Here is a 15385-nt window from a genome sequence, read left to right as displayed (position 1 = left end):
GCAGCCCTCATTAAGAAGGCTGCCGGTTTGTTTACATTTTAATTCTCACTCATTGGTTGCTACTATACTAACAATTAGCTCTTCACGACTTCATCTCTCAAGAATATTTTTTCGTCAATTTTGAAGAAGTTTCTTGATCAACCTTCCACATTCTATCGGCTTCTTCCATGTTCGTCATTTCTTCTGTATGACTAAATTGCTCTTTGTACATGATTCTCGCCGCTTTTGGTGCTGCCCAAAATGTTGGTAATAGTATTAATGAAACTGGGATTGCTGTAACAACTATAAAAGATTGGATTGCATTAATCCCACCTTCACTGATCATTAATAGTACAATCGCTACCGCTCCCATGATGACCGCCCAAAATACTCGCATGCTTTTAGGTGGATGGCCATCTCCTGTAATGGCAACTGAAATGGTATAGGCCATCGAATCACCTGTTGTTACAACGAATAGAATGGTCACTAACAGGAAAAGAGGCGCAATTAAGGCATCTAGCGGGAGTTGTTGAGTGATGGCTACCATTGCTGCCGGCATACCACCTGTACTTAATGCATTTGACACAACACCTGGATTACCCAATTCATAAAAGATACCTGTTCCACCAACGACAGTGAACCAAAATGCCGTGACAATTGGTGCTGTAACGGATACTGCCAAAACCAACTCTCGGATTGTACGTCCACGCGTAATGGTGGAGATAAAAATTGCCATCATTGGTCCATATCCGAGGAACCAGCCCCAAAAGAAGATTGTCCAGGAACCAAGCCAAGCAGAATCACCACGAAATGTACTCATTGCAAGAAACTCCTGGAGATGAACACCACTTGCAGAGATAAATGTATCAATAATAAATCCACCAGGTCCGATTACTAAAATGGCAACCATTAAAATAAGTGTTATGATGACATTTAAATTACTCAGGAATTGGATTCCTTTCCGCAAACCAGTGACTGCTGAAATCGTAGCAATGACAACAACACTACTAATGATAAGGACTTGGGTTGTCAAGTTATTCGGCACTCCATATAGCGCTTCCATCCCATATGCAGCCTGCAGACCAAGGAAACCAATTGGACCGATCGTCCCTGCCGCAACGGCAATTATTGAAAACGCATCAATAATTGTGCCTAATGCACTTTTTCTCATAATCCTTTCACCTAGTAAAGGATAGAGCAAGGTACGCGGTTTTAATGGCATTCCTTTTTGGTAATGTGCATACATCAATACAATCGTTCCTAATGTCCCAAGAATTGACCAGGCAAGAAAGCCCCAATGTAAATACGATTGTGCAAACGCAGGAATTACTGCTTCTCTAGTTCCTGATTCAACACCTTCGAAAAGAGGTGGACGATCAAGGAAGTGATACATCGGTTCTGCTGCCGCCCAAAAAACACCTCCACCCGCTAGCAATGTAGTCATAATCATAGCCAGCCACTTAAAGTAGCCAATTTCAGGTTTTTGTGCAGCTCCTAGACGTATCTTTCCATACTTCGAAAACGCTAAGAAAAGTGCAATGAGAAACGTACCTAACAACAATATCTGCCAAAATGCACCGAAATATTTTATTGAAAAAGCGAACGATTGATTCACCATGTTCGATACAAAATCAAGATTAATAAATGAAGCAATTACAAAAGCAACTAAAAGTCCCCCACTTATGAGCAGAACGGGCCGATCCGTTTTAGATTCGTATTTATTCAATGTAAAACCTCCTCGTCCACCATTTTGTAAACGCTTACCTTTTACGAAAGTGTGGAGAAATTATGCCACTTCCACAATGACATCAATTTCTACAGCTGCTCCGCGCGGCAACATCATACCTACCGCAGTTCGAGCGTGCGATCCAACTTCTTCACCAAACACCTCTACTAATAAATCAGAAGCACCATTCATCACTTTTGCCTGTCCTGTAAATTCAAATGCCGTGTTAATCATACCAAGCAATTTTACAAACTTCTTAACTTTTGATAGTTCTCCAACTTCTTCTTTAATGGTCGATAATGCAAATAGAATCGCCTGTCTGGAAGCCGCATACCCTTCTTCAATCGTTAGTGTATCGCCGACCTTACCAATTACGTCATATGAAAGGGATCCTGATAAAAACAATAGATTACCTGTACGCACACAGGAAATATAATTTCCTCCTTTTGCTCGTTTTTCTGGCAACTCTAAGCCAAGTTCCTTTAACTTATCCTCTGGTCTCATTGCTATCATCCTTATCATTAGAATAGTGAGTGTTGAATTTCATTTGTCGCATTCAACAGCTCAGATACATACGATTCCATCGTCTTCCGGTTCCATCTAAACAATGGTCCTGAGATAGATAATGATCCGATTACTCGTCCTTGTTGATCAAATACTGGAGCAGATAATGCCGCCACATTAGGCGTAATCTCTTCTTCGTTTGTTGCGTAACCAAGAATTCTAGTCTCTTCAAGTAATTCCTGTAAACGGCTACGTTCATCCTTTGGCAATGTGAGCAGAAGTCTCTCCTGTAATTCAGCTGACTGGAATGCCAAAATCGCTCGGCCACTTGCCCCAACATGAAGTGGCATGCGCTTACCAATTCCAACAGACCGCTTAATTTCTTGCAAACTTTCATATTCTAATACACAAATACGCATTTGGCCTGTCGGCATATAGAACCCAACTGTTTCTCCTGTGTCATGCCGTAACGACATAAGCCAAGGCTCAATGATTGGCGCAATTGGCATTTCACTCATGATTTTATTGGCATAATCCAAAAAGACTGTGCCTAATGAATACAATTTTGAACGCGGATCTTGAAATACCATACCTTCCATCTTCAACGTAGTGAGTAATCGATGAACGATTGTTGTAGACAATCCTAATCCTTTACTGATTTCACTAACGCCTTGTGGTCCTGACACATCATTTAAATAATTTATGACGGAAATTGCCCGTACAACCGTCGCTGAAACTTCTGGTGTTTTTTTCAAATGAACTTGCTCCTCTACAAATAATATAGATACTCGATTCTTTTTGAATATACTAACATATGCAGATTAGCAGAAAGAAGGGGAAAGACCAAGCTATCCCCTCTATTGAACTTAGTTACTGTTGATATAACGTGTTTTGTTCTGGCAATAGAACTCAACTGCTTCGCTTCCTAGTTCTTTGTACGTGCCCGTACTTGACTGCTTATATCCACCAAACGGCGCTTGGAAGAAAGTCCCTGTCGTTGTCATATTCACTTTCACAATTCCAGCTTGAATATCGTTTAACGCCCTGTTCATATATGTTAGATTTCTAGTACAAATAGCAGCCGACAAACCGTATGCCACATCATTTGCCACATCAATCGCCTCATCAATTGAGGAAATTTCAATAATGCTAATAACTGGACCAAATACTTCTTCCTGTGCAATCGTCATTGATGACTTCACGTTGCCGATTACTGTTGGTTCAACAAAGTATCCTTTTTCTGAACCTTCAAATTCAGGAATCCCGCCGCCAGTCAGTAGTTCTCCACCCTCGTCCACTGCTTTTTTAATTAAATCCAATGTAGATTGACGCTCACCTTCACTTACTTGAGGTCCCATCGTTACATCTTTATCCATGCCATTACCGACCTTAATCTCTTTCGATTTAGCCACTAATTTCTCTGTGAATTCTTGACGAATATCTTTATGGACTAGTACTCTGCTCGTAGCGGTACATGCTTGACCAGTTTGTCCGTATCCTCCCGCAATCGCAAGTCCGACTGCCGCATCCACATCGGCGTCTTCCATCACGATTAATGGGTTTTTCCCGCCCATTTCAAGCAATACACGCTTCATATCTTTTGAAGCTTCTGAATAAATCAAGTTGCCTACACGATTGGATCCTGTAAATGTAATTGCTTTTACCGCAGGATGATGAATCATCTCCGTAACAAGGCGTCCAGGTCCAACCAATTGGTTCACAACACCTGCTGGAACGCCTGCCCTCTCAATAATTTCCACAAATTTCTGTGCTGTTAAAGGGGTTTCAGACGATGCTTTCAGGACGACCGTATTACCACTTAAAATGGCAGGAGCAATCTTCCAAGCGGGAATTGATAACGGGAAATTCCAAGGGGTGACGACTAACACCACGCCTAGTGCTTCCTTATGTAATTCAATTTGAACACCCGGCATATCAGATTCAATAATCCTACCCGTCATTCGGCGTCCTTCACCAGCGTAAAACTTTACAATACCAGCTGCATAGTTAACTTCTTTTAATGCATCGGTAAATGTCTTGCCTTCTTCCTGTACAATAATTCGAGCAATGTCCTCCGCTTCTTCTTCCATAATTGCTGCTATTTTAAATAAGTATTCGCCTCTAGCAGGTGATGGCGTCTTACTCCATTCAGGAAATGCCTGTTCAGCTGCTTCAATCGCTGCTTGCGCATCCTTTTCAGTTGATTGTCGAACCGTCACGATTAGTTCATCATGATTAGCAGGATTTCTAATTTCAAGAATATCTGACCCTGATGTTTCCACCCATTCACCATTAATGAAGTTCTTCAACACTTTTACATCACTTTTAACTGTCATCATTTTCAATCTCCTCCAGTTAGTAAATTCTCTTGTTACGCCATTTCTCCCGCTCCACGCAAACGTGATTGGTCTGTTGATTCTACAAGCATCCGCTTGCCTGTTTCATTTAGTTCAATCCAAAGTTCTTTATTAATTTCAGCTCCATATTCCCAAGATGACTGCCATTTCTGTTCAAAATCATCACCCGTTGTGATGATGTAAGAGGGATCTATTGTTTGCTGAAAATTTTCTAGCAACTCATCGATTACACTAATAGAAGTAGTACCGAAAATACAAAACTCCGTATATTCATGTGGGAGATTCAGGGATTCATCACCCCGCAAACCTAGTTGTCTATTTATCCAATCCACGACATCTTCATTGTTCCGTTTATGAATCATGATCGGAAATGCATAGCTAGGAGATGAGAGTATCAACGATGAATGGCTTGGCAATTGATATAGAATGATACTTCCAATCTTTTTCTTAGCTAGATAAATCGCTTGCTGTGTCAGCACACGTGACGGTCTTGTATCAGTTACACAAACAGCAGCAACGTGTTGATCTTGCAATTGTGCGACTAAATAATCTGCACAAGCTTTGCCAAGTAGCATACCACTTTGCTTACCACCATCTATTTTCGTAACATGATTCCGTTCCGCCACAATTTTCAATTCATCCAACTGACTTTGCAAGTGCGACAATTCATCAGCTAATTGTTGTAAACCATATAATCCGAGGAATTCAGCATTTGCTACGGTTTCTGCACCTTCTTCTGCATACCCATACGGAACCCCACAAGCCTGGAAGATTTTTTTACAATGGGTGTATAGTTCTAAGTGAGAGACACGCATTTCTCCAACTCCTTCTCCGCCTTAAATCCTTCCGAAAAGAAACGGTACCAATTCCCTCCCATAATTTTCGAAACTTCATCATAGGTCATACCACGCGCGGCTAAACCTTGTGCGATATTCGGGAAATCCACTGGCGTTTGAAACCATGCCGGCCACTCCGGCCAACCAGGACTCGATTTAGAACCCGCGCCATAATCAATTTCATGAGTCCATCTTCCCATTCGCATCCAAGCAAGGAAGTCAACCGACATATTATGTGTTAAATCGGTGCCTATTCCGACGTGATCGACCCCCATAAATTCTACAGTTTGGGCAATCATGTCGCAGAATTCTTCTAATGTTGTACTTGCTCCGTTGATCAAGTGAGGGTACGCACACACCCCTAGTACCCCTTTATTTTCACGTAAGGCAGCTAACACTTCTGCTGATTTGTTACGTTTCGTTGGATAGATCCAGTCTGGATTCGCATGCGTAATTGCAACAGGACGACTAGATAATGCTAATGTGTCTAATGAAGTCTTTGTACCGACATGCGACAAGTCAATGACCATTCCAACGCGGTTCATTTCCCTAATGACATTCTTACCGTATCTAGAGAGTCCTGGATCTACCTCTTCGTAGCAGCTGCTTCCGATTAAGTTTTGATTGTTATATGTAAGTTGCATGATTTTCACACCGAGTTCGTTAAACACCGACACTAAACCTAATTCATCCTCTAAGGCAGATGTATTCTGTGCGCCTAAAATAATACCGAGTTTCCCAACTGCTTTAGCCGTTTCAATGTCTTCTCCTGTCTTAACAGGCATGACCAAATCTTGATGTTCTTCAAAGAAGCGATGCCAACCTGCCACTTTACTTAATGTCTCACGCGCATTTTCCCATAATCCACAACAAGCGTGTACACAAGTCACACCACCTTTTTGTAGCATAAGGACAAAATCGCGGTCCCAATTACTTAATTCTAATGCATCAATAATCATCATATCTTTCGTATCTATCATCATTTGACCTCCTCTAAATTTGGTAAATTTGGATAGAACCAATCATCTGTAAAAGTCGAGCTACCTATTTCTTCTACTAATGGAGCCCCCTGAAATAGTGTAATTCTAACCCATCGATTCGATTTAGGATCAAACCGCTCCGCCCCAAAAATAGCTAACTTGCAGCGCAATAAATAGACTGGCAATAAATCTGCTCCCGTTAAATTCGTTTGAACCTCACTGTAAGTTAAGCCCTCCAATGATTGAATACGTCTTACAATCCCTCTTAACTCGGGCTTTTTCAGCAAGAATGAAGCTACGGATTGCTCACCATGACAAGATTCAATCTCAACAGCAAGTTGTTGCACCTGCTCAGCTATGTTCATGGGCATTGCAAGTTCATCGCCTGGGTCTATCCCCCGTTCTCCGATACGAGGCTCCTCTTTCTCTACAGATCGATACCAAAAGTAATGTCGAGCCTCTGGATTATTAAAGTCATATTGAAAAGCCCAACCATATTGCTTTTTTAGTATTGATTGCAAACGATTAATCGACATTTCAGGCACTAAAAAGATTTGATCATCCGCATTTGTTTGGCTTTCCAAATCTTCAATCACTTTTGGATACAGTTCAATTAGTTGAGAGTTTACAAGTTCTTGCGCTTCAACCGAAAAATGAATTTGTACCTCCTCAACAAACTTTCTCCAGCTTTGACTTGTTCCCTGTCCAGCTTGTAGAACCCTTACAAAAATTTGTTCTGCAAGTTTAGAAATCTGTTTGACTTCTTTCGCTAAGTCCCGTGGATTTTCAAACAGCTCCAGCTCAGGGATAGGTGCATTGATTAAATAAGAATAGGTACGTTTTAGGTTATCGATAAAGCGTTTACAATCTTCTGAGGAAGGCTGTTGTTGCTTCGCACGTGCCAAAGCAACTTCTCGAATCCAAATCCACTGATGCAGCAATTTAGGGTGTGAAATTAAAAATGGCACCATGCCTAAACCAGTCGCATTACCCGTTCCTAACAGTTTTTTTACTTCAGGCTGCAATTTAACAGCATGCGGATTTCGCTTACTTGCGATATGTTCGACCATTTCAAAACTAAAGTGCCGTAGCATATAAACCGCAAACATTTGGGCTTGAAACGCTCCACTAAACGTATGATTGTCTTTCAATTTTTCATAAGGAGCAATTCCGAATTTGCCATTTCCATATACTGCAGTTGTCCTGAAGAGATAGCCAATTTCATAAATAAAATTCAAGTCAGGTTGCTCACCATTTGATAGCGCTTCCACGACATGGTTAAAAACTCGTTCACTTTTATTCGCTCTTGACCAGACGAGATCTGTCACATCCCCTCGTCCCATTTCTTGCTTCGGTAGTTCCTGTCTCATTTTTTTCAGTTTTAGTTCAGAAATAGTTCCTTCACAAAGGGCAAAAGTTACGTCCCATTTTTCCGAAATGACACGATCGCTTCGATTTTCATCACTAATTTCCCGCGACAATGCAACAAACGTATAATGGCCTTGTGGGGTAGTAATTGTATAAAGTGCTTCACCATAACCATCGTTATCTAAATTAAATGCCGTGCGTTCTATTTTCCAATTTTCTCTCATCAATTTGCGTAGCATAATACGTAAAAAGCTGAGACTAGATGAGCGCATTGCTCCAAGTCTTTGGATTTGCATTACTTCAGAAGCGGATCTTAGTACATCACAATCGTTTATCACATGGTTGACCATCCTAAACATCCTCCATTCTTCTACCCCAACATTATTACGATTATCGGAAAACGTTTCCGAATTTATAGTTTTATCTTAAACCCGTAAAAATTCTCTGTCAATAGATTTGTTTAGAAAAAACAGAACCCATTAAACCTTCTAAAGTTTTGTAGGTTTTTGTAGTTTCGAATAATCCACCTAATTACCCATCACTCTCTACTCGTTGAAGTACTGTATGAACGCATTTGACAAAAAAACAAGAGGCAAAACTCTACATAGACCGTTCCTCTGCGCTCCAAAAGGCACGCTTTCCGCGGGGCGCGCTTGAGCCAATCGAACAACGAAGAGTTCGATTTGCCGTATTTCTGCGTACTTTGCGGAAATTAAGGCATCCTTGCTCCCAACGCTGCGCTTTTGCTCGCAAAAGCCGTTCTACGTGACGGCTTTCCCTGCGGGGTCTCAACATTCGCGCTACAGTCCCGCAGGAGTCGGCCTTTTTCCGCTCCGATCCACTCATGAATATGAAAAAGAAACTTGTTAAAGCAGAAAAAAATGCATACCGGCGAATTTTGCCTTCATGCATTTTTTACGTTTTATCACAACCTCTTTCTTACAATTAGTCAACCTTTTTAAAAGATTTATTTATACTTTCTAGGATGGTTAAGAGGGGCGGGATATCCCACCCCTCTTAACCGTCCTTTTTAGATACGCCAAAAAGACCTGACGATTTTAATTTTTTTCGAAAGGTCATTGTGGTATAGTTCTAGGTAAGTGATTACGATTTCTGAGCTGGTAGTGCGGACTCATAATCGTATAGAATGCCACACGTCAGTAACTGAAATGTCACTTTCAGAAACTTATTGATGCAGGCGATGATCGCAACCTTATGGGGCTTCCTCTGAGGTTGCTTTTTTAATTTGTAGTAATAATCCACAAAATGATTCGGCTTTCTTTTAGCCATAAGCATAGCGCATATCATAAAATATAGAATCTTCCGCAGATGTTTGTTTCCTCTTTTATTAATACGATCTCTATATTGTGTATTGCCCGACTGGTATCGCATAATATCGATGCCTGCGTAAGCGTTCAATTGTTTCGCATTCTTAAAGCGGCGAATATCTCCAATTTCTCCGATTAATCGGCATGCCGTCGAATCGCCTATACCCGGTATCGAGCGGTAAACAAGATATTCTTTTCGGCCTTCTGATAACTTTTTCATTTGTTTTATCAGTGTATCTTTCTTCTCCTTCAAGTCGGCAATTCGGGACGCGTAATCACGAACCTGGTCGCATCGAATATCATTCGGTTTGATGGCTGGATAGCTGTTTCGCGCTGCTTCCAATAGAACGGATGCTTTCGCTTCAGCTCGTGCCAACGAAAGGTTCTTTCTTGTATTAGCTTTTAAACGATTCTTAATGACCGTCTTTGAATGATCCAGTAAAAGTGCAGGATGCGGATAGAGCTGAACAATATTTAAGAACAGAGCTGAACTTGGTGTAATGAGCTTTTCTAATTCCGGGAAGCTAAGATGTAAAATAGAATGCATTCTGCTTTTCAGTAAAATCATTTCTTCATCAATTTCATCGTAATAACGCGTCAAGGCACGCATCTGTTCATAATAATCATCTTGGATATATGTATGTTTACGCGCCGCTTGGAAATGGGTCTTCGCAAGTTCATGGGCATCACTAAGATCTGTTTTATGCCGCCGCATCTTCGCCATCTGTAAATTGGCTTCAAGTGGATTCATGCGGCAATACGCATAGCCAAAATCTTTGAGAAATGTTTCGATAGGTTTTGAATAGACGCCGGTTGCTTCAAACACGATATCTGGTGCCTGGCCATCTACCTTTGTGATCTCTGCCATTCTTTCGTGCAATCGTTCAAATTCAACACGTGTATGATGAAATTCGCCTTCAAATTCACATTGGCGATAACCATCATAAATCGCAATCGTACTTTTTCCTTTACTCACATCTAAAGCTACGACATGTTTCATGTTCATTTCTCCTTCTTGACCAATCATAGAAGCCTCCACACTACCTTATCGATTCCACTTTCTTATACACGATCTCTATGGACCCAACATACTAAACTGATTCATATAAGGGCGTGAAGTTAGCCGGTTTTAAATACGGACTCAAAAGGTCCAAGAGGCTGGTCGGCTTTTCTTCACTTCTACTATAAAAAAATAGTAGCACAAACCATGGCCTTGGTTTGTACTACTAATGTTAGTATGTTTTAAGTAGACACTATTCACCTAGCCTTAATACGGTGCAATGAAAACCGCGTCTTCAGAGAAACGGGAAACGTGTGCCTCCCCCTCCTCTATCCATTTTTCGCTATACTGGATGGGAGCATCTGGATCATCCGGTTTTTGGAACTGATCCAACCCGACAGCTGCCAGTACAGGGCTATCATCATCATCCAAGCCAATGTTCAACACATGTCGAATGATGAACGGTTTCCCGAACTCAATCATGGCCGAATCTTCGTCAAGCATCCCATCAATGACGTCAAACGGTACACGTAAATAGATGGAGTCATCCCCATCTTGATGAAGAATCGTATCAAAATAGCCTTTGTCAAAATCCCAGTTCCCACCCATTTGTAAACCATGCTCCCCTAACACGGTGCACGCGTCACCAAACAATGCTTTTTTCCCTGGCATGGATGTTTTCAGTTCAATCATGTTCATTCCTCATTTCTGTTATTTTGTTACTGCCAATTGAAGTCATCACTACGTTATACAAGAAGGTTCTTTCTTCAAATTTCAAATAACGAATAGCTGCCAGCCTCATCGAAATCCGTCACGTGCATCACTCGATCTGAGAATCCCTCCACGGCAGTTGACGTTGTTCCCATTAGAAGTGATAACACTTGAACATTCTTTTCACTTTTCTTATCAATAAAACGTTGTAAAAATTCCTCACTTACATCGTTTTCCCCATCCGTTACGAAAAGAATATCTGCACGTGAAAATTCACTTTCTGCAAGAACTGCTAGTGCATGCTCAAGTGCTAATGAATAGTCCGTACCGCCTCCTAGATACGTTTCTGCCATATGAATTAACTCTCGGGAGGTCATCCGGCCTTTTTTGAAAGTAAATCTTTGGACCTCAGTTGAAAACAAGAGGACACATAAGTCACGGTTCTGTTTTTTAGCAATCGATAAGAGAGCAATGACGAATCCCTTCGCCTGTGTATCCAACTCACTCATACTGCCAGACTGATCGAAACAAAAAACAATGGGACCTCTCCCCGTATAATCCCGTTTTTTTTGGTCGTATTGCATCGTCTCTCCTTCAGCAAACTTCCGGAGAAACGCTTTTTTCGCCACGGGATGTTTATACATGCCGAGTTCTGATGGAAGTAATCGTTCCACGTCTTTGCCTTGTACGACCCCTCTCCGTTCTGCAGCATCGATATACGTTGTATGGCTTTTCTTTAGTGCAATGCGTGTAAAATGGCCAGCCCATTCTGCAATGTTTTTCATTTGCAGATCGGTTGCAATTTTTTCAGCAATCATCAACTTTTCACGAAGTGGCACTTTTTTTAGCTCCGCATCACCTTTGCCAACACCGGTTCCGCCCATTAAAGAAACAAGACTTTCTTTTGTATGGAGCGCTTCATCCATTGCTTCTCCAATTCGATTCGCAAATCGTTGAGGGTTCAGTTCGATAGCCAATTCCAGTTTTTCATTAAAAACAATCGTTTCCTCTTCAAATCCATCTTCTAATTCTTCTATTTCTGATTCAGTTTCGTCCGATACTTCGGCTTGTCCATTCTTTACAGATACACCTTGCAAGCCACCTTCTCTATTTGCCGCCAGTTCTTCCGCCAACCACTGATTAAGTTTTTCTCCCATGATTTCCGTAAAGATAGCAGCCGTAAGAATATTCAATTTCGTATACATTCTAAAACGTTCAAACTGTTCATGACGCATTACTTGTTTCATAATTGTACGGTTAATATCTAAATCTCTATCCAACCTGCTTCGAACAATCATCGGTTTCATCTTATAGAAGGAAGCCCAAATGTCTTGCAACAAAGGCTCAATCGTCGGCAAGTCTGATGCATCCCGAATTCGTTGTAAACCTTCGGACATTTCAAAAACACCTTGGAAACGCCTTTTTTCAAATGTATCCGTCTTTAGGACCGAGCGCTGATCTCGAATGATTTTGCTAGTTCGCATGCAGCTCGCCTCCTTTTACATTCTAAAGAACACACCCTCTGTCTCATTTTGCTCACTCGTACTGTCAACTGTCCCATCAGTATACTGTTCATCCACTCTGCTATTTTCAACTTCCTTCGATAAGCTTGTCAGCTTGTTCGATAACTCGATAATCTTAGTTGCTTCAGCTGGTTCATCCTCTTTTAATTGTTCTAATTCTCCAACGAGCACTTTCAACTTTTCCATTGCTTCCATCCCTGCTTCTGATGACTGATCCCTCACTGCCATGTCATAAATTTCTTCCGCTTCCCTTTCAATAGTTGCGAGCGTCCGTTCTACTGAATGAGTTGTATAACGCCGAATCACGTTACAGACCGTTTCTTTCTGATCGAGCGTCTCCCACAATGCATTTTCTAAAACAGACAAGTCACCTAGTTGGACATGATTCCGCTGATGAAGAACCGCTTTCGCTTTTAACACACAGAGCGCTTGCTTGAATCGTCGATCAGAAGGTCGAATTCCTTCGTCAAACAACGCCTGCCGAATCGTAACTAACGTTTCAAACACTTTGTCCGGCACGTGAACATTGTCTGTAAGCTCTTGCAGCTGGTACAACTCCTTCAAATCCATCGCAGGCAATTCCTCCACCTTGCCCTCGCTTTTCAGCATTGAAAGGAAATTCTGTTCATCTTCAATGTAGGGGATTTCATAGCGTAGTAAAAACCGGTCGAACAACGCTTCTAGCCCTTCTCCTTCTTCCGGGTACTCATTCGAAGCACCAATGACAGAAATGAGCGGCGTCTCCACAGGAGCGTCACCGTTGTAGAAAAGACGTTCATTGATGAGTGTCAATAAACTGTTTAAAATCGCTGAATTTGCCTTAAAAATTTCATCTAAAAACACCAAATCTGCTTCAGGCATTTTATTTCTAGTATTGCGCTTGTAAACACCCACTTCCAGCTCCTTTAACGACAACGGTCCAAATACTTCTTCGGGTGTACTAAACGGCGTTAGTAGCCATTGAAAATAGTTCGTCCCGTCTATGATTTTCGCAAGCTCTGTCGATAAAGCAGATTTCGCTGTTCCGGCAGGTCCAATCATTAATAGATGCTGTCGTGCTAACAATGCCAATAAAATCCCTTCCACTTCATGTTCCCGTTCGTAAAACTTGGCATTCAGTGACTGTTTTATCTCTTCCAACTTCCTTAAATTTGGATCCATGTCACACAACCTTTCTTAAATACCAACTCTTTTATACCAAGCGTGCATCACTATACTTCAAGCAAAGAGTGTCTGTTTGTTCTTTCGTACCCTCTTTCGGCTTGTTTCACTCTTAATCGTTTAATGTTTTTGAATTTAAATTAGACAAAGGTTTGACAAGCGTGTCATATCGTTTATCAAACAAAAAACCCTTTCCCTGATGTAGGAAAGAGTTTATCTGTTTACTATGCAATTAAAACACTATTTACACGAGCAACCTTCCACGAAAACCTCTTGCAGCATAATAAGAATCTGCGCCATTATGGTAGACAAAAACCGTTTCGTAACGGTAATCGCAAAACAATGCACCACCAAGTTTACGAATATCCGGTGGCGTCTGAATCCAACTGGACGTCTTTTTGTCGACATGCTCGATTTGTTGCAACATCCGATACTGTTGCTCATCGACTACTTCAATACCCATCTCAGCCGCCATCGCCATTGCGCTATTTTCCGGCTTGTTTTTCTTCCGCTTTTCAAGCGCTTCTTGATCGTAACAAACGCTTCTCCGTCCTGCTGGGCTTTCAGGTGAACAGTCACAGAAAATATATGCATCTTGAACTTTGTCGAACCCTATTACATCAGGTTCACCACCGGTTCTCTCCATTTCATGTAGCGACCATAGTTTTTCAGGCATGTTCTCTAACTTAGTTTGAACATCTGCCCATAACAAGTTTTGGTGGCGGTGCATATTGGTTTCGAAACGGTCTTGCAGAGTAGTCAATAGTTCATCACGTTGTTCAGTAGATAGTGTTTGACCAGCCGCTTTATTCGCCATATGAATGACCCCTTTTGTAAATTGTATTTCTTAGAGTATACATCATGAACAGGATGAATAATAAGTATCACACTGAGCACCTCGGTAATTAAAAGGAACGTATGATTAGTATGTAGTTAAACTTTGTTCAATAACTTGCAAACAAGCTATGGTATCATGGAATGAAATGATTACATTGTTCGGAGGAAATTATGAAAAAAGTCGCTATCATCCAAGACCTGTCTTCGTTTGGTAAATGCTCTTTAACTGCCGCGATTCCTGTACTATCCGTTATGGGGGTACAAGCCGTACCTTTACCGACGGCGATCTTTTCAGCACAAACAGGTTATCCTAGTTATTTCAGTGAAGACTTAACAACGAAAATGCCCTATTTTCAATCAGAGTGGGACAAGCTCCAAGTGACATTTGACGGGATACATACAGGCTACATTACAGGGAAAGATCAAGTACAACATATCCTTCAATTTCTCGATCGATTTAAGAGCGAAAATACACTTTTACTCGTGGATCCAGTCATGGGAGATATGGGAGAAGCTTATACAAACTTTGATGAAGAATTGTTGCAACAAATGCGCAAACTTGTCACTCGTGCAGATGTCATTACACCGAATTTAACAGAGTGCTGCTTGCTAACAGGCTACTCCTATGAAAGACTCAACCGATACGCCGACAAATTGGACTATTTACAAGCTGTCCAAGAAGCCGGCCTTCAATTGCAACAGATGACAGATGCTCATATTATCATTACAGGCGTCAATGCCCCGAACGCAAAGTCAGCGGACGCAAGTATCGGGAACATGTACATGAACGGCGAGTCGTCCGCCTTCAGTCTCGTTCCGTATAACGGCAAAAGTTATTCAGGCACCGGAGATTTGTTTGCATCTGTAATAATGGGGAGTCTGATGAGAGGAGAAGACATGGCAAAAGCGATCCAACTTGCTGAAACGTTTTTGTCTGCAGCGATTCAAGATACGGATATGGAAGGAGTTCCGACTGTTGAAGGGATTAACTTTGAAAGGTATTTGCGGATGTTGTTGTGAGTATCTGATTGTCTTCGATGATAAAAACACATCTAGTTGCCATCGCTAAGTAAAG

Annotated in this window: 13 protein-coding genes; 1 reads left to right on the top strand and 12 read right to left on the bottom strand. The window is 41.4% G+C overall.

The window, feature by feature from the left end; translation table 11 throughout:
* Window positions 1–97 precede the first annotated feature (97 nt).
* The 12 genes from ACVHUV_RS06245 to ACVHUV_RS06190 form a co-directional block, all read right to left on the bottom strand.
* On the bottom strand, window positions 98–1705 hold the full coding sequence (locus ACVHUV_RS06245) for a BCCT family transporter (protein ID WP_462086444.1): 1608 nt from the start codon (window positions 1703–1705) through the stop codon (window positions 98–100).
* Window positions 1706–1765: 60 nt separating this feature from the next.
* A complete protein-coding gene (locus ACVHUV_RS06240) occupies window positions 1766–2209 on the bottom strand; it encodes a RidA family protein (protein WP_317944193.1) in 444 nt (147 codons plus the stop codon).
* Between the two features lie 17 nt (window positions 2210–2226).
* A complete protein-coding gene (locus ACVHUV_RS06235) occupies window positions 2227–2964 on the bottom strand; it encodes an IclR family transcriptional regulator (RefSeq protein WP_371390518.1) in 738 nt (245 codons plus the stop codon).
* A gap of 111 nt (window positions 2965–3075) precedes the next feature.
* A complete protein-coding gene (locus ACVHUV_RS06230) occupies window positions 3076–4548 on the bottom strand; it encodes an aldehyde dehydrogenase family protein (RefSeq protein WP_462086443.1) in 1473 nt (490 codons plus the stop codon).
* A 32-nt stretch (window positions 4549–4580) separates the two neighbouring features.
* On the bottom strand, window positions 4581–5381 hold the full coding sequence (locus tag ACVHUV_RS06225; protein WP_462086442.1) for a DUF3726 domain-containing protein: 801 nt from the start codon (window positions 5379–5381) through the stop codon (window positions 4581–4583).
* Window positions 5363–6382: a membrane dipeptidase gene (locus tag ACVHUV_RS06220; protein WP_462086441.1), complete on the bottom strand. Its 1020-nt coding sequence runs from the start codon at window positions 6380–6382 to the stop codon at window positions 5363–5365. Before ACVHUV_RS06220 ends, ACVHUV_RS06225 begins: the two co-directional genes overlap by 19 nt.
* Window positions 6382–8100: a hypothetical protein gene (locus ACVHUV_RS06215; protein ID WP_462086440.1), complete on the bottom strand. Its 1719-nt coding sequence runs from the start codon at window positions 8098–8100 to the stop codon at window positions 6382–6384. Before ACVHUV_RS06215 ends, ACVHUV_RS06220 begins: the two co-directional genes overlap by 1 nt.
* A gap of 754 nt (window positions 8101–8854) precedes the next feature.
* The gene (locus tag ACVHUV_RS06210) at window positions 8855–10078 is read right to left on the bottom strand and encodes an IS110 family RNA-guided transposase (RefSeq protein WP_371391898.1); all 1224 of its coding nucleotides are present in this window, start codon (window positions 10076–10078) and stop codon (window positions 8855–8857) included.
* Window positions 10079–10345: 267 nt separating this feature from the next.
* On the bottom strand, window positions 10346–10771 hold the full coding sequence (locus ACVHUV_RS06205; RefSeq protein WP_462086439.1) for a YugN family protein: 426 nt from the start codon (window positions 10769–10771) through the stop codon (window positions 10346–10348).
* Window positions 10772–10845: 74 nt separating this feature from the next.
* The gene (locus ACVHUV_RS06200; RefSeq protein ID WP_462086438.1) at window positions 10846–12273 is read right to left on the bottom strand and encodes a vWA domain-containing protein; all 1428 of its coding nucleotides are present in this window, start codon (window positions 12271–12273) and stop codon (window positions 10846–10848) included.
* Between the two features lie 15 nt (window positions 12274–12288).
* Entirely contained in the window at window positions 12289–13473 is a 1185-nt protein-coding gene (locus ACVHUV_RS06195; protein ID WP_462086437.1) for an AAA family ATPase, read from the bottom strand.
* Window positions 13474–13717: 244 nt separating this feature from the next.
* Window positions 13718–14290, bottom strand: coding sequence for a DUF4256 domain-containing protein (locus tag ACVHUV_RS06190; protein ID WP_462086436.1), 573 nt, complete (start codon window positions 14288–14290; stop codon window positions 13718–13720).
* Between the two features lie 191 nt (window positions 14291–14481).
* On the opposite strand from ACVHUV_RS06190, the gene ACVHUV_RS06185 reads away from it, so the two are divergent.
* Window positions 14482–15330 (top strand): pyridoxamine kinase, encoded by an 849-nt coding sequence (locus ACVHUV_RS06185; RefSeq protein ID WP_462086435.1) that lies wholly within the window; start codon window positions 14482–14484, stop codon window positions 15328–15330.
* The last annotated feature ends 55 nt before the right edge of the window (window positions 15331–15385 follow it).

It is taken from the genome of Sporosarcina saromensis (assembly GCF_054901285.1).
This window is presented reverse-complemented; position numbering and strand designations above follow the sequence as displayed.